The sequence below is a fragment of the Ascidiaceihabitans sp. genome (assembly GCF_039986515.1).
In the GTDB taxonomy this organism is placed as follows: Bacteria; Pseudomonadota; Alphaproteobacteria; order Rhodobacterales; family Rhodobacteraceae; genus Ascidiaceihabitans.
Map to the genome: position 1 here is coordinate 1,047,104 of NZ_JBDWQO010000007.1, position 20,625 is coordinate 1,067,728.

Annotated in this window: 21 protein-coding genes; 11 read left to right on the forward strand and 10 right to left on the reverse strand. The window is 56.3% G+C overall.

The annotated features are described in order from the left end of the window. Positions 1-68: 68 nt before the first annotated feature. On the reverse strand, positions 69-1,211 hold the full coding sequence (locus tag ABJL60_RS07825) for a lytic murein transglycosylase (protein ID WP_348373759.1): 1,143 nt from the start codon (positions 1,209-1,211) through the stop codon (positions 69-71). 202 nt (positions 1,212-1,413) lie between these two features. Here ABJL60_RS07825 and ABJL60_RS07830 point away from each other — a divergent pair, with 202 nt between their 5' ends. After that, the gene (locus ABJL60_RS07830) at positions 1,414-3,372 is read left to right on the forward strand and encodes a bifunctional 2',3'-cyclic-nucleotide 2'-phosphodiesterase/3'-nucleotidase (RefSeq protein WP_348373760.1); all 1,959 of its coding nucleotides are present in this window, start codon (positions 1,414-1,416) and stop codon (positions 3,370-3,372) included. A gap of 110 nt (positions 3,373-3,482) precedes the next feature. Continuing rightward, positions 3,483-4,160, forward strand: coding sequence for an alternative oxidase (locus ABJL60_RS07835; RefSeq protein ID WP_348285794.1), 678 nt, complete (start codon positions 3,483-3,485; stop codon positions 4,158-4,160). 49 nt (positions 4,161-4,209) lie between these two features. Here ABJL60_RS07835 and ABJL60_RS07840 read toward each other — a convergent pair whose 3' ends face one another. From ABJL60_RS07840 to ABJL60_RS07850, 3 genes are all read right to left on the reverse strand, one after another. Beyond that, positions 4,210-4,821: a phosphoribulokinase gene (locus tag ABJL60_RS07840; RefSeq protein WP_348373761.1), complete on the reverse strand. Its 612-nt coding sequence runs from the start codon at positions 4,819-4,821 to the stop codon at positions 4,210-4,212. 68 nt (positions 4,822-4,889) lie between these two features. Further along, positions 4,890-6,221, reverse strand: coding sequence for a trigger factor (tig, locus tag ABJL60_RS07845; RefSeq protein ID WP_348285796.1), 1,332 nt, complete (start codon positions 6,219-6,221; stop codon positions 4,890-4,892). Between the two features lie 120 nt (positions 6,222-6,341). After that, positions 6,342-7,727, reverse strand: a complete 1,386-nt coding sequence (locus ABJL60_RS07850) for an NAD(P)-binding protein (protein WP_348373762.1) — start codon at positions 7,725-7,727, stop codon at positions 6,342-6,344. A 145-nt stretch (positions 7,728-7,872) separates the two neighbouring features. Here ABJL60_RS07850 and ABJL60_RS07855 point away from each other — a divergent pair, with 145 nt between their 5' ends. From ABJL60_RS07855 to ABJL60_RS07890, 8 genes are all read left to right on the forward strand, one after another. Next, positions 7,873-8,037 (forward strand): hypothetical protein, encoded by a 165-nt coding sequence (locus ABJL60_RS07855; protein WP_348373763.1) that lies wholly within the window; start codon positions 7,873-7,875, stop codon positions 8,035-8,037. A gap of 214 nt (positions 8,038-8,251) precedes the next feature. Next, entirely contained in the window at positions 8,252-9,130 is an 879-nt protein-coding gene (locus tag ABJL60_RS07860; RefSeq protein ID WP_348285799.1) for a LysR family transcriptional regulator, read from the forward strand. Positions 9,131-9,213: 83 nt separating this feature from the next. After that, the gene (locus ABJL60_RS07865; protein ID WP_348285800.1) at positions 9,214-10,038 is read left to right on the forward strand and encodes a putative hydro-lyase; all 825 of its coding nucleotides are present in this window, start codon (positions 9,214-9,216) and stop codon (positions 10,036-10,038) included. A gap of 47 nt (positions 10,039-10,085) precedes the next feature. Continuing rightward, on the forward strand, positions 10,086-11,117 hold the full coding sequence (locus ABJL60_RS07870) for a TRAP transporter substrate-binding protein (RefSeq protein WP_348373764.1): 1,032 nt from the start codon (positions 10,086-10,088) through the stop codon (positions 11,115-11,117). A gap of 28 nt (positions 11,118-11,145) precedes the next feature. Then, a complete protein-coding gene (locus tag ABJL60_RS07875; protein ID WP_348373765.1) occupies positions 11,146-11,694 on the forward strand; it encodes a TRAP transporter small permease in 549 nt (182 codons plus the stop codon). Further along, positions 11,691-12,974: a TRAP transporter large permease gene (locus tag ABJL60_RS07880; RefSeq protein WP_348373766.1), complete on the forward strand. Its 1,284-nt coding sequence runs from the start codon at positions 11,691-11,693 to the stop codon at positions 12,972-12,974. Before ABJL60_RS07875 ends, ABJL60_RS07880 begins: the two co-directional genes overlap by 4 nt. Before the next feature lie 92 nt (positions 12,975-13,066). Continuing rightward, entirely contained in the window at positions 13,067-13,756 is a 690-nt protein-coding gene (locus ABJL60_RS07885) for an allophanate hydrolase subunit 1 (protein WP_348373767.1), read from the forward strand. Then, positions 13,749-14,750: an allophanate hydrolase gene (locus ABJL60_RS07890; protein WP_348373768.1), complete on the forward strand. Its 1,002-nt coding sequence runs from the start codon at positions 13,749-13,751 to the stop codon at positions 14,748-14,750. The genes ABJL60_RS07885 and ABJL60_RS07890 overlap by 8 nt, the downstream gene beginning before the upstream one ends. Here ABJL60_RS07890 and ABJL60_RS07895 read toward each other — a convergent pair. Both ABJL60_RS07895 and ABJL60_RS07900 read right to left on the reverse strand, forming a co-directional pair. Further along, positions 14,694-15,791, reverse strand: coding sequence for a YeeE/YedE family protein (locus ABJL60_RS07895; protein ID WP_348373769.1), 1,098 nt, complete (start codon positions 15,789-15,791; stop codon positions 14,694-14,696). The genes ABJL60_RS07890 and ABJL60_RS07895 overlap by 57 nt on opposite strands. Before the next feature lie 192 nt (positions 15,792-15,983). Next, positions 15,984-16,760 (reverse strand): helix-turn-helix transcriptional regulator, encoded by a 777-nt coding sequence (locus ABJL60_RS07900; protein ID WP_348373770.1) that lies wholly within the window; start codon positions 16,758-16,760, stop codon positions 15,984-15,986. 125 nt (positions 16,761-16,885) lie between these two features. Between ABJL60_RS07900 and ABJL60_RS07905 the strand changes: the two genes are divergently transcribed. Next, positions 16,886-17,260 carry a carboxymuconolactone decarboxylase family protein gene (locus ABJL60_RS07905; RefSeq protein ID WP_108828002.1) on the forward strand — a complete coding sequence of 125 codons (375 nt, stop codon included), beginning with the start codon at positions 16,886-16,888 and terminating at the stop codon, positions 17,258-17,260. Here ABJL60_RS07905 and ABJL60_RS07910 read toward each other — a convergent pair. The 4 genes from ABJL60_RS07910 to ABJL60_RS07925 form a co-directional block, all read right to left on the reverse strand. Continuing rightward, the gene (locus tag ABJL60_RS07910; protein WP_348292179.1) at positions 17,257-17,841 is read right to left on the reverse strand and encodes a hypothetical protein; all 585 of its coding nucleotides are present in this window, start codon (positions 17,839-17,841) and stop codon (positions 17,257-17,259) included. The two genes, ABJL60_RS07905 and ABJL60_RS07910, sit on opposite strands and share 4 nt — an antisense overlap. Further along, complete coding sequence (locus tag ABJL60_RS07915; protein WP_348373771.1) at positions 17,838-18,944, reverse strand: sialidase family protein; 1,107 nt, start codon at positions 18,942-18,944, stop codon at positions 17,838-17,840. The genes ABJL60_RS07910 and ABJL60_RS07915 overlap by 4 nt, the downstream gene beginning before the upstream one ends. 28 nt (positions 18,945-18,972) lie before the next feature. Continuing rightward, positions 18,973-19,662: a hypothetical protein gene (locus tag ABJL60_RS07920; RefSeq protein WP_348292175.1), complete on the reverse strand. Its 690-nt coding sequence runs from the start codon at positions 19,660-19,662 to the stop codon at positions 18,973-18,975. Between the two features lie 155 nt (positions 19,663-19,817). Beyond that, a complete protein-coding gene (locus tag ABJL60_RS07925; protein ID WP_348373772.1) occupies positions 19,818-20,573 on the reverse strand; it encodes a hypothetical protein in 756 nt (251 codons plus the stop codon). Between the last annotated feature and the right edge of the window lie 52 nt (positions 20,574-20,625).

Here is a 20,625-nt window from a genome sequence, read left to right on the forward strand (position 1 = left end):
CACCGTTTCCCCCTTCGCGAGAAGGCGCAGATTGCGCCATAGAAGATTCCCGCTAAACTTGAAACGCTTTAAAGGGATCGCAACAAAGCTACAGAAGGTTCTCCTGTCACCGGCAGTCCACGCGCCTTTTGATAGGCACTGATGGCCGCTTTGCTTTTGGGCCCTAAAACGCCGTCAGCACCGCCTGTATCAAAGCCCTTTGCTGTCAGCTTGCGCTGCAAGGCCACGCGGTCGTCTTTGGTCAATCCGTTGGCATCTGGCGGGAACTTGCCCTTTAGCGGCCCTGCCCCGCCGATCCTGTCCGCCAAATGGCCCACTCCGATCGCATAGCTGTCCGAGTTGTTGTAGCGTTTGATGACACGGAAATTGGATGTGACGGAAAACTTCGGCCCACCCTTTTGTGGCTGCAACGTCGATCCGGCAGGCGCACCATTGCCCAGCTCTCCGCCCCATCGCGTGCCACGCGTCCAGCCATTGCGTTTTAAGTAGGCAGCGGTTGATGCCAAAGCGTCTGTTGGATCCTCGGACCAGATGTCGCGCCGCCCATCGCCTGTGAAATCCACCGCAAAGGCCTGATAAGATGTGGGAATAAATTGTGTGTGGCCCATCGCCCCGGCCCAGCTGCCTGTCATCTTGGACGCTGGGATGTCGCCATTTTGGATAATCTTCAACGCAGCCACCAATTGCTTTTCAAAGAAAGCCCCGCGGCGTCCATCGTATGCCAAAGTGGATGTTGCGGAAATGACAGGCACGTCCCCGCGCCGCTCTCCAAAGAAGCTTTCAAGCCCCCAGATGGCGCAAATAATCTCTGCGTCTACACCGTATTGGCTTTCCAATGCATTCAACGTCGCACGGTGCCGCGCAAATGCAGCGCGGCCTTTTGCAACCCGTTCATCAGAGGCCGCAATGGAAAGATAGTCTTCCAGGGTCCGCTTGAATTCCACTTGGTTGCGGTCACGTTTCACCACGCCAGACAGATATCCAGCCCCGCGAAACCCCGCGCGCAGGGTCGCATCCGAGATACCGCTTCCACTTGCGCGTTTTTTGAAATTGGCGACCCAAGTGTCATAGCCTGCGTTGAAGCTTGGGCGCAAATCGGCTGGCAACCCGCTGGCGCGTGCGGGTGCTGCCACACCGCCCCCACCTGTTGTGCAACCCACAAGCCCGAAGCCAACCAAGCCCGCGGTGAAATTCCGTCGTGTAATGCCCATTGCCCAATCCATTTCTTTTGCTCTTTTTCTTGCAGCTTACCCAAACCGCACCAAGCTGCAAGCAACCGATGCGCAAGAACCCGCTTGACGGCGTGGCAATCGGGCTGGCACCCTTCCCGTTATACGCGCAATCGACACGCCTGCGTTACAAACGCGGTGTACGTTGGCTGTGCCTTGCCTCAATCAACCCAAAGGATGTCCGATGCCTCTTCAAATAACCCGCCGGTCTTTCATCGCAAGTTCTGCCAGTGTGTTGGCCATACATCCGTTTTCGGTGCATGCGGCATCCAACCAGGCCCATTTGCGTCTTATGGAGACCACGGATTTGCATGTGCATGTGTTCCCCTACGACTACTATGCCGACAAGCCCCGCGACACTGTCGGCTTGGCCCGCACTGCGTCAATCATCAACGACATACGCGCAGAAGCCACCAACACACTTCTGTTGGACAACGGAGACTTTCTGCAGGGTAATCCCATGGGCGACTACATCGCTTATGAGCGTGGCATGAAAGACGGAGACACACATCCTGTTATCACAGCCATGAACACACTCGGCTTTGACGCATCGACATTGGGCAACCATGAATTCAACTACGGGCTTGATTTCTTGATGAAATCTTTAGCCGGCGCGGATTTTCCGGTGGTCAGTGCCAATGTGGTCAAAGAAATGGGCAGCACACCGACAAATGACACCACATTGATCAAGCCCTATGTGTTGATGGATAAGCAGATCACCGACGGTTCCGGGCAGACCCATATGTTGAAAATAGGTCTTATCGGATTTGTCCCACCACAAATCATGAACTGGGATCGCCGCCATCTTGAAGGCCGCGTGCAAACCCGCGACATTTTACAAACCGCCCGCGCCTACGTGCCGGAAATGAAGGAACGGGGGGCTGATATTATCATCGCGCTGTCGCATTCGGGGATCGGGTCGGCACAAGAAAGCGATGGTATGGAAAACGCATCGGTTCCATTGGCTGCCGTTGACGGGATCGACGCGATCCTGACAGGGCACAGCCACCTCGTGTTCCCCTCCGCCACGTACAAAGACTACGCGGCTGTCGATGCCGACAAAGGCACCATTCACGGCAAGCCGGCCACCATGGGCGGGTTCTGGGGCAGCCACCTAGGGTTGATCGACCTTATGCTGGAACGCGATGGCAGCAGGTGGCGCATCGCCGGATCCGCGTCCGAGGCCCGCCCCATTTCCAAACGCAACGAGGACCGTTCGATAACAGCTTTGGTCGAGAGCGACGCCAGCGTTCTGGCTGCCGTGCAAGAGGAACACGATGCAACACTGGCCTATGTGCGCCGTGCCGTTGGCAAAACGGATGCGCCGTTGCACAGTTATTTCGCATTGGTCGCGGATGACCCGTCGGTGCAAATCGTGTCGATTGCGCAGACCTGGTACATTGGCGAGATGCTGAAAGGCACGAAGTACGAAAATCTGCCTATTTTGTCTGCGGCTGCTCCCTTCAAAGCGGGTGGACGCGGCGGGCCGGAATACTACACAGATGTGCCAAAGGGCGATGTGGCTATCAAAAACGTGTCTGACTTGTATCTCTACCCCAACACGGCACGCGCTGTTCTGGTCACCGGGGCACAGGTCAAGGATTGGCTAGAACGCTCTGCGGGGATGTTCAATATGGTGGAACCCGGCAAAGCCGAGCAGATTTTGCTGAACCCAAGTTTCCCGTCCTACAATTTTGATGTCATCGACGGCGTCAGCTATGAAATCGACTTGTCCCAACCGTCAAAATTTGATGCCAAAGGCGTGTTGGTTGATGCAAATGCAAACCGGATCATCAACTTGATGTTTGACGGACAACCCATTGATCCCGAACAAAGGTTTGTCATTGCGACAAACAATTACCGGGCATCGGGCGGCGGTGCGTTCCCCGGTGCTTTGGGTGACACAATCATATTCGAAGGGCCCGACACCAACCGCGACGTAATTGTGCGCTACATCGTGGAACAAGGCACAATCAGTCCAAAGGCAGATGCCAATTGGCGTTTCAAAGCTTTGGAGGGTGCAACGGTCTTGTTCGACACCGGACCAAATGCATTGCAGTACGTTGACGAAGTTAAAGGTGTAGATCTGGCCCCTGCCGGGGACGGGCCCGACGGCTTTGCGCGGTTCCGCATCCAGCTGTAGGCCGACATCCACAGCCAAATCGGAATGGGCAAATCGGAATGGGCAAATTGACGCAATATCTTGCCCATTCCGCAGCACAGCATAAATCCTTACTGAAATAGGAGGGTACAATGCTCGACACCACAAATACCAATCCAACCCAAGACCCGAAACTGGACGATCCAGAGATCAGCCGCGACGAAGATGCGCTTGTCCATCACACCGAACCCAAAGATTTGCGCGACCGCATTGCGTTGCGTGTCGTGAAGACCATGCGCATCTTTGCAGACCGTTTTTTTGCGAAACGGTATGGGCACCGTGCGGTTGTTCTGGAAACTGTGGCAGCCGTGCCGGGAATGGTGGGTGGTATGTTGCAGCACCTGAAAGCGATCCGCCGTATTCGTGATGATCAGGGCTGGATCCGCGAGCTGTTGGACGAAGCAGAAAATGAGCGCATGCATTTGATGACATTCATCAAAATCGCGGAACCCAGCAAAATGGAACGCCTTTTGATCCTTTTGGGCCAAGGTGTGTTCTTCAACCTGTATTTCTTGCTGTACCTCTTTGCACCGCGGGTTGCGCACCGCGTTGTCGCCTATCTCGAAGAAGAAGCCGTCATCAGCTACACGCAATATTTGGAAGAACTGGATGCGGGGCGCGTCGAAAACGTTCCCGCACCCGAGTTGGCGATTGAGTATTGGAAGCTAGAACCCGATGCGCGGTTGCGGGATGTAATCTTGGTGGTTCGTGCTGATGAAGCAGGCCACCGTGACCGCAATCATGAAATGGCGGATGAACTGGCAGCTTGATACGCCGCAGCGGGCCGGATTATTTGAAATAATCCGGTCCGGAATTTTCTTAAAATTCCGTGCCTGCCACAGTAAGATTTGCCTGCACACTTGAGCTTCGGACCAGACGCGCGTTCGGAATGTCGTTTTGCATTGCGCGCGTTCGCGCCGCATCCGGATCAAATCCATAATTACGCCACCGCGTAACCAGACGGGTTGCCAATACATCAATAGGAACGTCCAATAGAAGCGTAAAGTCCCAAAAATCCGACAGATCGGACCATGGCAACGCATCTAGCAAAAGATAATTACCTTCCACTAAAACTGTCCGTGCATCGCGAGGCAAAACACCACCATTGATAACCACACTGTCTGTCGCGCGGTCAAAAGTCGGATACCGGAGGTCACAAGGCTTGCGCAGGCCCCTGGCAAACGCCACAAACCCTTCCGCATCGAATGTCTCCGGCGCTCCTTTGCGATCCAAAAGGCCAGCAGCCCGCAAATTTGCATTGTCCTTATGAAACCCATCCATCGGCACAACAAACGCATCTTCCCGGTGCGCGGCCAGTTGCGCCGCCAGCGTTGACTTGCCGCTTGCCGGTGCGCCCGCAATCGCAATGACACGACGCCCATTGCGCAACGGCACAGCGTCAATCCGGGATAAAACATCTACCAGTTTCATTAGGCCTCCAGAACGAAAAAAGCCGCCCCCAAACAGGAGCGGCTTTTGCTATCATATCGCAGCGATGCTTACTCTTCTTCAAGAGATTCCACTGCTTTTTGAAGGTCTTCTTTGGACACTTCTTTTTCGGTCACAGTCGCGCTTTCAACAATGTGATCGACAACTTTGTCTTCAAACAAAGGTGCGCGCAATTGCTGCTGCATCTGCTGGTTTTGCTGAATGAATTCAAAGAACTGACGTTCCTGACCCGGATACTGACGCGCCTGCGCCATGATCGCTTGGGTCATTTCAGCGTCTGTCACTGTGACTTCGGCTTTCTGGCCCAGTTCAGCCAACAACAAACCCAGACGGACGCGACGTTCGGCCAGTTTCTTGTGCTCGTCGGTGGTTTCGATCTCGGGGTGATCATGACCTTCGACTTCAGGGTTGTCTTCATGCCAAAGCTGGTGCGCAATCTGGCCCGCTTCGGCGTCAACCAATGACGGGGGCAGTTCGAAGCTAACCAAACCGTCCAGCTGATCCAGAAGACCGCGTTTCATAACAGCGCGGGCCGCACCGGTATATTCTGCTTCCAGACGCTCGGAGATTTGTGCTTTCAGGCCGTCGAGATCTTCGGCACCGAATTTCGTGGCCAATTCATCGTTCACTTCGGCAGCAACAGGTTCTTTGACCTCTTTGATTTTGCATTCGAACACGGCCTCTTTGCCGGCCAAGTGCTCTGCTTGATAGTCGTCAGGGAAAGAGACTGTTACGTCTTTTTCTTCTTCCGCTTTCACGCCAACCAATTGCTCTTCGAAGCCCGGAATGAAAGAACCTGAGCCCAAAACCAGCGGGTAATCTTCGGCCGCACCACCTTCAAAGGCTTCGCCGTCAACTTTGCCCAAGAAGTCAAACGTGACCTGGTCGCCGTCTTTGGCTTTGGAGCCTTTCTTGCGGGCTTTGAAATCTTGTGCTGTCTCGGCCAAGTTGCCCAGCGCTTCTGCAACCGCGTCGTCATCCGCTTTGACAACCATTTTCTCCAGCTTGATGCCGGACATGTCGACTTCTGGAATTTCTGGCAGCTTTTCATACGCCATTTCGACGTTGACGTCGTCGCCGGCTTTCCAGTCTTCGTTGGTCATTTTGACGTCAGGCTGCATCGCAGGGCGGTCGCCTGTGGATTCGAAGTGCTCGTTCATTGCGCCGTCGACAGCTTCTTGCATCGCTTCGCCCAAAACGCGTTCGCCGAATTGCTTTTTCAGCAAAGCCATAGGGACTTTGCCTTTGCGAAAGCCCTTCATTTCGACTTCTGGCTGCGCTTCAACCAGCTTTTCGTTCACTTTGGCGTCCAATTCAGCCGCAGTGACGGTGATGGCATAGCCGCGTTTCAGACCTTCGTTCAGCGTCTCGGTGACCTGCATGTGTACTCCATAGGATTAAGGCACCCCGAAGGGCGCGTGCAGAAAATTTGCGCCCTTCTATGTGCCATCAAGGCCGCTTGCAAGGGCGCATTTGCGTGGAAGGTCCGCAAGCGGGCCGTCTTAGCCCGATGCCACCAGTTTCTGCATGTTTACAAAGGCAGGCATCGCCACAGCACGCACTTGATCATAAAGCGCTTTCACCTGCGGGTCATTGCGGTCCACTTCCCGTGATGGTCGCCCGAACCCGTCCAGTCGGCTTTGGGTGATCCATTCTTTGAGTTCTGGCACCTGCCCCCAGGCAAACTGGTTCATAGATGTCGCAATTTGCGACCTCAACCAGCTTTTGACGTCGTCGGTCATGGGCACCGGGGCCGCCAGCGCATTTTTGGCTTTGTTATCCAAAGGCAAGGATTCGATTTTCGCAAGCAAGGCCGCTGAAAACATTGGCTGGAACAGCCGGATCATCTGCAAGCCAATCCGTTCTTCGGTAAAGATGGGCCACGTATTAGTGTGGCCCAAAGCCCGCGCAGTGCAATCCACATACAGGCTGTCCGGTGCATCCAAAACGCCACCTTTCAATGTCATTTTCCCCGGCTCGATTGCCGTCACATGACCCAAGCGCACGATATCCTTGATGCCGCGCAGCAATTCAAATTCTGCTTGTGACAACGTTGGCCCATGCATGATTTGCGGCATCACATCGGGATCAAATCGCATCCAAAGCCCTGCAGTTTCCATGCCCAGCGCCAATTCATCTATGGTCTTTGCGTCACGGGCTGCGGCCATTTGTTGCGCGGTTCCTTCCATGACGTGTTTGTAGAACGCGCCGGAGGGTTGCGAAAATGCGCGGTTGATCACCCAAGGGTCGCGCGGCATGACCCAGCGGATTTGTCCTGCATCCACACCATGACCAAGCAACCAAACGGCCGTATCCATCGCGGTTTTTCCAGCCCCGAGGATTGTGAAATGTCGATGGTCTTTGGCGCGGCGCGGCACATCGTTGGGCGGAATACAGACCACCCCGTCTTCCACATCGAACTTGCGCACATGCGTCAGCGGAATGCCGTTTTCACAAATCCGCGCATCGACCAAACGCTTGTATGTGATCTGCGTGCGTGCGTCCGTCAGAACATGCCGCAGCGCACCATCTTCCAGATACTCCGTCAGCGGCAAAAAGCGCACCCGACCAGACGGCAAAAAGCGATCGCGCATGATGGCATGGAAGTACGACAGGATTTCCGGGCCCGACGCCAATTCCTCAAAACCCGCATTCAAGCCCACTGTGTCGATGCGCTCTTGTCCCATGGGGGTCGAAGCCACGCCGTAGTAGGATGACGGCTGGTGCAAACGCACAAAGGGATAGGCATCGTTCCAATGGCCGCCGGGTGTGTCGCGCTTGTCCACGATGGTGATATGCGCGTCGGTTTGATCCAATAGGCTATCGACAAAGCTAAGGGCCGTGGCCCCTGCCCCGACAACCAGATAATCCGTCTCGAAAGTGTTCATTGCAGTGCCCCCCTTGTTGCCGTTTAGCTTACCCCGAGGCCGCCCGAAAACAACGCAAGCCTTGCCCTATGGCGCAACGTCACAAGGCCGTTCCAAGCCATCGAAACATCGAACCATCAATGTGGGCCCTTGGTAGGGGATGTCGATGCACCCTGTGGAACATGTGTTCTTTCTGGGGTCTGTGCTGGTGCATTATCTTGTGGCCGCACACCCCATCTATATCCTGTTTCATCTGCAATGTGATGCGCTGACTACAGCCACAACGCATACCGGATTTGAGGAACGAGTGGTCAAAGACAAAACCGTCTGAACTTTGGCACCTTCCACCACCAAATGCATCGCCGCTATTTTGAATGTAACTACGGGTCTTTGGAAATATCTTGGGACAAGCTGTTTGGATCTTTCCACGACGCAACAGAAGCCGCAAGTGAACGCATCAAGGAACGGCAAAAGACATTTCGCGCGGGTTAGTTTTGTTTTCATTATGGATATGCAGGTGATGTGATCCATTCTATGGATACCTCATGACATTTGATCAAATCCGGACTTTCCTATGGGTCGCCCGCTTGGGTGGCTTTCGCAAAGCGGCAGAACGCTTGCACCTGTCGCAACCTGCGGTGTCCACACGCATTTCCAACCTTGAGGCAGAATTGCGCGTGCCCCTGTTTGAACGCGGCCCCGGCGAATTAGTGTTGACCAAGCAAGGCACGTTGCTTTTGTCCTACGCGGAACAAATGCTGTTTGTGGAAGAAGAGATCAAACAACGCGTGGCCAACCCGTCCGAAGTAGAAGGGCTGTTCCGCGTGGGCGCCTCCGAGACCATTGCCCAAGCCTGGCTGCCTGATTTCCTGAAAGCGTTCAGCGAACACTATCCAAGGGTCAACGTGGATCTGACGGTGGACATCTCGATCAACCTGCGGGCTGCCCTTTTGGAACGCCGCCTTGATCTGGCACTTTTGATGGGGCCGGTGTCGGAGTTTTCAGTCGAAAACGTGGGCCTGCCGCCTTTTGATCTGCATTGGTATCGCAGCACCTCTAACCCCGAGACGGATTTAAGCAAAATTCCGGTGATTTCTTATTCAAGCAAAACGCGCCCCTACCGCGAATTGATGTCGGAACTGTCGCGGCGGGTGGGACCAAAGTTGCGGGTTTATGCATCAGCGTCTTTGTCGGCCAGTTTGAAGATGATTGCAGCGGGAATCGCTGTGGGGCCATACCCCCGCGCCTTGGCCAACGCACTTTTAGAGGCGGGGCAAATCGTGGAATTTGATCCCGGTTATCAGCCGCAGCCCTTGGCCTTCACCGCGTCTTACCTGTCGGAACCTCGCAGCTTTCTTGTTGAAAACAGTGCGAAAATCGCGTGCAGCGTTGCGCAGAGCTGGGATGCGACCCATCCAAAATAGTTATCGCAATATATCAAAAATGATAATTTGCACGAAACTTCGGCCTCATGTGATGTTTGAAAGGCATCACAAGGATCGCCATCATGTCATCGCCGCTCGTGTCTTATTCAGATCTGGTTTCCGCCACGGCCCATGACGTGCGGGCCGCCATTCGCACTGGCGCTTATTCCGGCCACACAGCAGGTCTGGCGGCGGGCAAGCTGCAATGCAACCTTGCCATTCTGCCCGAACGCTATGCCTTGGACTTCTTGCGGTTCTGCCAGCGCAATCCCAAACCCTGCCCTTTGGTCGGCGTCGGCGACACGGGCAATCCGATGTTGCCCACGCTGGGCGCAGACATCGACATCCGCACCGATGTGCCCAAGTACCGCGTGTTCCGCGACGGAACACTTAGCGATGAGGTGACAGACATCAGCCACGTCTGGGCCGACGATCTGGTCACGGTGGCTTTGGGGTGTTCCTTCACCTTTGAAAATGCGCTGTTGCGGCACAACATCCCTGTGCGCCACATCGAGGACGCCAAGAATGTGCCGATGTTCCGGTCTTCTATCGCATTGTCGCCCGCAGGCCCTTTTGGCGGGCAGATGGTTGTGACCATGCGGCCCATTCCCTTGGCCCAAATCGACCAAGCCCGCGACATCAGCGCAAAGTTCCCCCAAGCCCATGGCGCTCCGATCGCCATCGGCGACCCGCACGCCATTGGGATCACAGACCTTGGCCAGCCCGATTGGGGCGACGCCGTGGACATCAAGGATGGCGAAATACCGGTGTTCTGGGCCTGCGGTGTCACCCCGCAAAATGTACTTTTGGATGCGGGCCTGCCTGTGTGCATCACCCATTCCCCCGGCCACATGCTGATCGCTGACGTGGCCGAAGACGCCGAAACCACCATTCTGAACCACGACTGAACCCAAACCAAAAACAAACCAAAATACCCCAACAAGGAGACCCCACAATGAAAAGAACTTTTGCCTTTCTGGCCGCAAGCACAGCCCTTGCCGCCCCTGCCATGGCCGAAAACCTATCCGTTGTAGGCAGCTGGTCCAGCCTGCCCTTACACAAACAATACGAAGCCCCGTTCTGGGGGGAAACCCTGCCCGCAGCCTCCAACGGTGCGCTGACGGTTGAACTGACCACCCACAACCAGATGAGCCTTGGTCTGGGCGACATCTACCCGCTTCTGGGTCAGGGCGTCTATGATGTGGCGATGACCGTGGCAGATTACGCCGTGGCGGATGCGCCGGAATTGGAAGGGCTGGATGTGCCGCTTTTGGCACTTAGCGCAGATGACGCGCGTGCCATGGTGGACGCTGCCCGCCCGATGGTGTCCGACATCTACCGCGACCGCTTCAACGCGCAGGTGCTGGCCATCGCCCCCTACCCGCCGCAGGTTGTGTTCTGCAACCACGAGATCGCAAATCTGGACGACCTCGAGGGGCTGAAAATCCGCGCGTCAGGCCGTATGACAGCCAAGCTGCTGGAAGCCCTTGGAGCCGAAGGCGTGAACGTGTCCTTCTCCGAGGTGCCGGGCGCATTGCAAAACGGCGTTGTGGATTGCGCGGTGACAGGGGCCGGATCAGGCTACAGCGCCGGGTGGTGGGAAGTGTCCACGCACCTGTTGCCTATTCCACTGGGGGGCTGGGATTCTGTGGTGACGGCCATGAACATGGACAAATGGAACAGCCTTGATGCAGACACCCAAAGCTTGATCATGGGCCAGATCGAAAGCGGCTTCGAGACGCCGGCATGGGACAGCGCCCAAGACGCATTGGTCAATGACATCGCTTGCCTCACCGGCAACGGCGACTGCCCGTCGGGGGATGCGCGGTCCATGACGCTTGTGGATGTCAGTGACGCCGATTTTGCCCGTGCCCGTGACATCCTAACCAGCGAAGTCCTGCCCGATTGGGCCGAACGCGCAGGCGGCGATTGGGCGCAACGCTGGAACGACAGCGTGGGCAAAACCGTGGGCGTGACCATCAACTAAGCCACAACAATCAGAGGGTGTGCAGATCATGGAAATGACGATGATACATAAGCTACGGCAGCTGAACCGCGTGGTGGCATTGGCGGTGGGCTTTGGCCTGCTGGCCTGTGCGGCCTTCGTGCTGACCGACATCATCATGCGCCGGATCGGCACGTCCCTTGGCGGCACCGAGGAAATCGCGGGCTACGCCATGGCCCTCGCGACCTCTTGGGGCATGGCCTACACCCTGTTAGAGCTGGGCCACGTGCGCATCGATCTCATGCGCAGCCGCGGCGGCAGCTTTACGCGGGCCATGTTCGATCTGTTTTCCATGATCGTGACGTCGGCTGTGGTCATCACCATCGCCATCAAAGCCTGGCCCGTGTTGGAACGGTCCCTGACCAACGGGTCGCGCGCTAACACGCCGCTGGAAACGCCGCTGGCTTGGGTACAGATGCCGTGGTTCGCAGGCTGGGTGTGGTTCGCCGTGGTCTCGACCCTGACGACGCTGGCCGCCCTAAGCCTCATCGTCAAACGCCGCTATGCCGACACCGAAAGCATTGTGGGCGCCTTTGCCGAAGTGGAGACATTGCAATGATCGGCTATGTTTCCATCGGCCTTTTGGGCCTGCTGGCCTTGTCCATTCCCGTTGGCATCGTTTTGTTCTTGTTGGGCTTTGGCATCGACACGTTCTTTTCCAGTTTCCCGCTGACACGCGGGCTGGGCAATATGGTCTGGTCCTCGTCCAACTCCGCAACCCTGATCGCCATCCCGTTCTTTGTGCTTCTGGGCGAGATTCTGGTGCGCAGCGGTGTCGCCACCCGCACATACGCCGCCCTTGATCGTTGGGTGTCTTGGCTGCCGGGCGGGCTGGTCCACGCCAACGTAGCCACCGCCACGATGTTTTCCGCCACCTCGGGGTCTTCGGTGGCCACCGCCGCAACAGTCGCAACCGTGGCCATGCCGCAGGCTGAAAAGCTGGGCTATGACCCCAAGCTGTTTTCCGGTGCCATCGCAGCAGGGGGCACGCTGGGGATCATGATCCCGCCGTCGATCAATCTGATTGTTTACGGCTTCCTCACGCAATCCTCTATTCCGCAGTTGTTTCTGGCAGGGCTGATCCCGGGGCTTGCGCTGGCTTTGGCGTTCATGGCCGTCACCGTCTTTATCTGCGTGATCCGCCCCGATCTGGGGGGCGTGCGCCGCACATTTCCCTTCCCCAAGATGCTGCGGGCCTTGATTGACCTGATCCCGATCCTGATCCTGTTCGGCCTGATCGTAGGGTCCATCTACGCAGGCTGGGCCACCCCGACAGAAGCCGCAGCTGTTGGCGTCGCAGGGGCCTTTGTCATTGCGCTGGCCTTTGGTGGGGTGTCGTGGACGATGCTGACCCAAAGCCTGACAGGCACGGTCAAGATCACGTCCATGATCATGCTGATCGTCATCGGAGCATCCTTTTTGAACTTCACACTGGCCTCTGCCGGTCTGGGCCGCGAATTGACAGCCTTTATGACTGGCCTTGGGCTGACGCCGCTGAAAACCATCCTTGTGGTGGTTGTTCTTTACATCGTTTTGGGCTTTTTCATCGAAACCCTGTCGCTGATGGTTGTGACCATTCCCATCATCGTGCCGCTGGTGATTGCCCAAGGCTATGATGTGATCTGGTTTGGCATCCTGATGATCGTGCTTATTGAAATGGCGCTGATCACCCCACCTGTTGGTCTAAACCTTTATGTGGTGCAGGGCGCGCGAAAATCGGGCAGCCTGAACGAGGTGATGTTGGGGGCGCTGCCCTATTGCCTGACCATGCTGGCCATGGCCTTCCTGCTGATCGCCTTCCCAGGCATCGCTTTGTTTCTCCCCAACGCGCTGCAGTAACCCACCACGCGTCACACCGCATTTGCGTATGTCTTTGGCGCGGATGCCGCACGGCTGCCCCACGGCTGCCCTGTCACAAAGGACCTGTTTTCATGGATGCCTCATTTACCCCTGTCGCGGATCACGCATTGCTGATCACCTTTGCACAAACACAAGACCTGCAACCCCGAAACGCCATAGCTGCACTGGACCGTTCGCTGGCTGAAAACCCGTTAGACGGTGTTATTGAAACGGTACCGGCGTTGGTCAATATGTTGGTGGTCTTTGATCCCTTGGTGACAGATCATTCGATTTTGAAAAACAGCCTGCGCACATATTTGTCCAAACCGGTTCCGGACATTCATGGCGGCACGCAACACCGTGTACACATCTGTTACGACGGCCCCTGCGCACCGGACCTGGAGGCTGTGGCAAAAGCCACAGGGCAAAGCACAGATGCCGTCATCAATGCACATCTGTCTGGTCACTTCGATGTCTCCATGTACGGGTTTGCGCCGGGGTATGCCTATTTGACAGGCGTGCCAGACAGCATACGGGTACCGCGCAAACCCACCGCCCTGCGCGATGTGCCAGCCGGCAGCGTTATTATTGCGGCCGGACAATGCCTGATCACGACACTTACGATGCCAACAGGATGGTCGCGTATCGGACGTTCGCCCACCCCTGTTTTGACGGGACACCCGGACAAGCCATTTTTGTTTGATGTCGGCGATCGAGTTGTCTTTGAACGTATCGATCTTGCGACGTTTCACACTGTGACACAGGACACATCACATGTCTGACACCGAGTTCAACGTGACGTTTGCGGGGCCTTTGGTCACTGTGCAAGACGCAGGACGGCCTGGGCACATGCGCTTTGGGGTGCCCCATTCCGGACCGATGGACCGTTTGGCCTTTCACGCGGCCCATGCAGCCCTTGGCAATGCACCGGGGCTTGGCGCACTTGAGGTATCGTTGGGTGGGCTGGTGTTGACATGCACCCAAGGGGCCGTGACACTTTCCATCACCGGTGGTGATTTTGTCGTGGACCACGCGGACCAAACCTACCGGTCTTGGGTCATTCTGACAGTGAAGAAAGACGAACGGCTCAGTCTGCGTGCGGGGCCATCAGGCAGCTGGGCCTATGTGGCTTTTGCAGGCCAGTTGCACGCGCAAAGCTGGTTGGGCAGCAGCGCCACACATGCTTTGTCCGGATTTGGCGGTGGCGCGGTGACAACGGGGCAGGTTTTGGGGGTGAAACAGTCGGAAATCCGCGATGACCGCCTTGGGGACATCCCGCAAATTCAGGGCGTAGACACAGGACCGATGCGCGTTGTCATGGGGCCTCAGGACCAGTACTTTGACGTGACGGCTTTGGGCCATTTCACCCGTGCGCCGTTCAAAGTCACAGACGCCTATGACCGTATGGGGATGCGCCTGAACGGCCCTGCCCTTGCGTTGAAAGCAGCCCTGTCCATCCCCTCAGAACCCATCGTTCGCGGCTCGGTTCAGGTGGCGGGCGATGGTGTGCCAACCGTCTTGTTTGCGGACCACCAAACAACGGGGGGGTATCCAAAGATCGCAACGGTCATAGGAAGTGACACCGACCGTCTGGCGCAGCATCGCAAGGGTCAGGAAATGCGCTTTAAAAGCATTTGCGCCCAAGATGCGGTGCGCATCGCCCGTGATCACAACGCCCGCATGGCAGAGTATCTGGACCAGATCGCCGTTGCGCGTGGATCATTCGCGCAGCGACTGATGCGCGAAAACCTGATTTTCGGGTGTGACTGGGACTAGGCTCAGGACTGCAGCCCCACGTGCCTGCAACAGGCTTTGCGTGACAATCGCACCGGTGATGATGGCGCCAAGGGCCAGCAAAGCCGCAACGCTTAATGTGGCGCTGCCCGACAGGCCAGCCCCGATCGTGCAACCGCCAGCCAAGACGCCGCCCACCCCCATCAACGCACCACCCGCCCCGTAGCGCAAAGTCTGCGCAGGCGCTTCAAAGCTTTCCAAAGCGAATTCCGAACGCAAAACAGCGCTGGCAAAACTGCCCAAAAATACCCCGGCAATCAGTCCGGTGCCAAAACCTGCCGGAATGGCCGAGGACGCGATTGTCCAAAACAACGTGTCAGCCCAAGGCAACGTGAAGGCCGCCGATTGCACAGGCAACGGATCAAAATCATCCAAAAGCCAAACGGACGTGCCGGCCCAGCCCGCAACAGCCACGCCACCGATCACAGCGCCCAAGCCCAAAACCCGTGCCGATGTCCCCGAACGGCGTCCCAATACAATTGCCCCAACGGCCAACAGCACAGCCACCACGGGCGCAAACCCCGGAATTTGGGCCAAAGACGCTATCCCAAAATCCTGCTGCACCGCCCCCAAGGCCACACGCATCGGTGCGAACACGCCCTTCAGCGTGGCATGGGCCACGATCGCAAACACCAAAATCACCGTAAAAGCACGCAAATTGCCGGATGCCGACAAGACAGTCAGACGCGACATGCATCCACGCGTCAGCACCATGCCTGCCCCAAAGGCCAACCCGCCAACTATGATGGCCAGAACCGGGACACTAGACGACAGCAAGCGGTGGTCCTCAAGTGCGACCCACCCAAGGCTTTGCGCCACTGCGAAACCGCCAATTGCCGCTGCAAGCGCCATGATCCAGACCGCCCCTGCCGATGCATCTGCCCCTGTGTCGCCAGCAACAGCGCGACGCAGGCAGAATTTCGAAATCTGTGCTGCCACGCCAAACACAAGGCCAAGCACCAGACCAAATATGACATGAACGGATTGAACGGGCAGATCGAACGGTAAATTTTCCAGCAGCATAACATTATCCTCTGTGGCAGGCGCCCTTTCGGACACGCACGAACAGGCAGTTAATCCTTCCGCACAAAAAATAAAGAGATGCGAATGGGACGATATGTGTGAAAAAATCAACCCAATCGGAACGATTTCCCAAAAGCGGCCCACAAACGTGACACTGGGTCCAATGCCACATGCCTATGAAACGCTTTGGTCTTAATTTGCACTTCGGCTGATGTGTTCGACCGGCGGTTTCGATGGTGCGTCCACCTTCACCAGATGCTCCAAAGCGACAGGCGCCCATGCCAATGTCATTTTGTAGGTTTGCAAATCTTGGCCTTGCACAGTCAATTGATCCTGACGGGCCATATCTGACAGCTGGCGTGACAGTCGGTGCAATTCCGTCATCATGTGCCGCGCAGTGGCCTGCGATATCCGCCGCGATTGCGTAATGAACCCTGCGTCATCGCTGTCGGGACGTGCAAAAACGCGCTGCAAAAATTCAAGATTGATCTTCAACAGTGCGCCGTGCAGGGGGCCGTCCCGACGGAATTTCACCGGCCCCTCGTCCGCCAATTTAAGTCGCCCGTGCGGCAAGACCCGAACCAGTTCCATCCGCTCCAGCCGGTACCCGATCCGGAACACGTCGTCAGGTGTCAGCCCACAGTGATCCATGATCCGGTCAATCGCGACCCCGTCTGTCAGCAGCAAATACAGATGAAACGCAGGAAGATCATCCGCCAGTTGCGCCTCGATCCGGTCACCAAGGCTACGCGGCGTGATTTCGAAGCGGCTGGCTTGGGCCACAACGTCATCAAGACTTAAATCAAGGATTGCGCAAATTTCAGACAGCCGGCTTATCTTGCAATCGCGTGATGCAAAGAGACGCTTAATCGTGGGCTCTGACGTGCCCAACTGTTTGCCAAGCTCAGCATAGGTCATCCGGCGGGCACGCAGCACGGATTTGAGGGTTTCGAAAATTTCGGCCTGCATGGGGCCTCCTGATACGTGATGACGTGGCATGGCATCAAAAATTGGTACTTTTTAATCAACTCTTCCAGTCTAGCATCAATTACTGGAACCTTCGCAAGAAAATTCAGAAACCCGAAGGGCCTACAATGGATGCAACGTACAAACGCGGTCAGACCCTGTCCGAGACGCTGAACCCCGGCATGGAAGCCACGCTAAAGGCCCGTTACGACGCCCTTTTGCCCGGTATGGCTGAAACTGTCGTCGATTTTGCCTATGGCCAACAATACAGCCGCCCCGGCCTGCCGCTGCGCGACCGCTATATTGCAACCATCGCAGCGCTTACCGCACTTGGCGCACAAACGCGCCCACAGCTCAAGATCAACATTGCAGGCGGGTTAAAAGCCGGTCTGACCCAGACAGAGATTGCGGAAACCATATGGCAAATGGCGATGTACGGCGGAATGCCCGCCGCCATCAATGCGCTGAATGCAGCGCTTGAGGTGTTTGAAGACGTCTCTTAGCGTATTTGCGTGGCACCAGACCTGCGCCACAAACCAAACAGTTTTTGAAGGGCCACCACACACAAGACAGGCACCAAAATCACATGGGTCATGTGATCGAAGGCGTTGGTGCTGCCGATGTCAAAGGCCCATGCCGCCTGCCCCACAATCAACGCCACAGCCAAAAACACATGCCCCCGCCACAAGCTGTACGCCAAAAGCACCAAGATGATGACACTGCCCATCACAGGTTGGTATCCGAAGCGGTAGGGATCAAAGGCAAACACCCCCAAAGCCGCGCAAAGATACAGCACATACACCGCCAAAGCGCCCAACACCTCGGCCAAGTGGTAATCGGTAGACCGGTACCCGCCAAACTGTGTGGTGAAGTTCTGGATTGCCAAGGCAGGCAGAACCGCCCCGAACGGCGCAAACATCGCCATCAGCATCAAAGGCACGTCCAATGCAACCAAGGACACAACTGCAACGATGATGGCCGCGCCGCACAGCGCCAAAATGTCCGATACACCAATGCGCAAAAGGCGAAACAGCAACCACAGCGCCACTGTGTATAAACCTATGGTTTCGTACAATGTGGTCATGGTCGCACCACCCAAGCGGCGTTAAAAACAACCGCTTTGATGCTTTTCTTCGATCCTGTGGAATAGGTCAGCAAAACATCGCCATCCGGCAACAGCGCCATCGCAGGATAGCGCACATCACCACCGCCCTGTTCCAGCGTATGCACCATATCCCACGTGCGCCCCTGATCCCTGGAGATAGCCAGATGTAGAATGCTGGGTGTCTCGTTGTAGGCCATAACCAGCGTTTGCGGCCCCAAAGACACCGCAGCGACAGGGGCATTCGGATTTGGCAAATCCAGCAGTTCCGGCGCAGACCAGTGCCGCCCGCCGTCCGCAGTCCACGTGGCGATAAGCCGGTCGGTGTCATCGTCGAAATTCCGCATCAAAGCCACTGCGTTTTCGGCATCAAACGGCACGACCATCGGCTGGATGGCAAAACGGCCATGCGTCATGCGCCGCTTGTCGCGCACATATCCTGCGTCATCTACACGCACGAAATCGCCCAGCGCATTGCCAAGTTCCAAATATGCCGGGATCGCCACCGATCCGTCGGCATATGGCACGGTCGGTGCGCGCACCAGATGCGAACGGTTCAAGAACGGTGACAAGGACAACTTGCGCACAACCGCCGGGTCGTCGCCCTGCATCTGCACCTGCGCGATAGACGCCGCAGCCCAACCGCCAACCGAAACAATCGTGGCCAGAAACGTATCCCCTTTGGTCCCTTGTTGGATCGTGTTGCCCAATGTCAAAATCTTCTGTGGGGGATGCGTGACAGCCGACAATTGTTCTTTGTTGAACAGCTTTTTTGCGGGCGCGGCATCCCATCCCCCCGCATCATTGCGCGTAAATTCCGCTGTTTTTATAATCACCTCATTGTGGGATTCACGCAGACCGTCAAACCAGAACACCGCAAATCCGTCCGGCTGCATCTGGATCGCAGGCGCATGGGCTGTTCCCACAGGCGACGTATACTCAAAAACCGTCTCGAACTTTGGCGTATCCCCTGTGTTTATGACAGGTGGCGATACATCAAAGGCCCAGTTCAATGCCGGTGCGGTGGCGGCATGAAATAGGCCCAACCCCACGCTGACGGCCAAAGCGCACGCCCGCCAGCTCATGGGCCAAAGCACTGGTTTGCGTATCTTTTCAATCACGGACGACAACGGGTTTGTTATGCGGTGTCAGCAACGTCAGAAAGAAGAAAATCGACAGGCATACCTCGTTCAATTCGCCTTTTTTGCCCGACGGGATCAGATCAATGATCAGTCCTGCCGCCAACATCGCAAAGCCGAAATGCACCTTGGGCACCGGAATATACAATCTGTCAAACATCCGGGCCACGGCGCCGTTGCGGCGGTATACCCATGGCAAAACCAGATAGAACAGGATCAAGAACAGAACCAGCCCCTTGCTGAATATCAGTTTGTTGATGTTTACACCGTTGATTTCCATGTTGTGCAAATTCGTCTCGTACTGGCGGTTGTTGGACAAAAAGAATTCGCTGCTTTCGATGTTGAAAATGCGTTGGCCCCAGGAAATTTCCTCACCGGCGCCAAAGATCATCAGGACGACAATCAGCACATAGGTCAAAGCAAACGCCTTTGTATGATAGGCACGATCACGGACCAACCGCAGTGCGCATAAGACGGCGGTGGCAAACAACATGAAGGATGTCGCGTATTCCAAGAACCCGTCCTCAACAATGTAGAGGCTGCGAAACAAATCTTCGTTGGTTGCCGCAAGATAAAAGCCCACCGCAATCACCACAGCCATGACCCCAAAGGCCGCGGCCTCTAGCGCCGTGATGCCGGTTTTAAGTTCAATCTTTGCCTGCATAATCTTCGCCTTTGTGTTTGCCCAAATTTTGGCCATGGGTGTTTGCCCTGCCATATAGGGACATGTCCTGCCATATTGTAGAGCGGACTTCAGTTGAAGCGGCTTGTTTACTGGCTTACCTAATCCCCCCGCTGCCGCGACGGCGAAAAAGCGCCTTAAAGTTGTTCAAGCACACGCATGGACCAATACGCCCCTGCTGCATCCTTGCTAACACCTTTCAGACGCAACACCGACATCACCCGCCTATAAGGCCGCAAAGCGCGTCCCAGATTGCGCAACTGCGGCGTCAGGCCGGGGCCGCACTCCGCAAAATACACATCCAAAAGGTCGGTCAGCCCCTGCAAGGGTGTTTGGGGCGGCGACCCAATGTAAAACTCGGTACTGGCCAGCAACAACAGCCAAACATCACGGGCCTGCGCATCTTGCAGTGACATTCGGGCGGTGGGGTTTTCTTCCAGATCCAGAAACGACAGCTGATCGTCTGGCCCGATGGTCATGTCCTTCAGGAATGGACGCCCATGGCACAGTTTGGCTGCGTGCACGGCCCCAAGGCCACGCATGGCACGCTCTATCAAATGCAGGCGCTGCGTGTCATCCGCCAGCCTGTGAAGCGTGTCGCGCAATTGAGCGCCCGTATCGGACAAAATCACACAATCGCTGCGAAGTTCCAAAACACGTGGCGCCGGCAAACCCGCTTGTGCAAAGACATCCAGACGCCCCGCTTCTTGTCGAATGGCATCCATACCGCCCAACGCCCCGGTCGGATGCAAAGCTGGGGGCATCACTGGCTTGAGCAGGCTGTGCAGAAGAGTAAACCCGTTGGAACGCGTGGCTTCGGGCCGCTTGATCCAAGCTGTGACACCGTCAAAAGTCGTTTTTTCAACACGCGGCAGAGGGGATGTATTTTGCATATCAGGGCCTCAAGTAGCCGAAGGCGGTAGGCCAATCGAAACAACCTCAAGT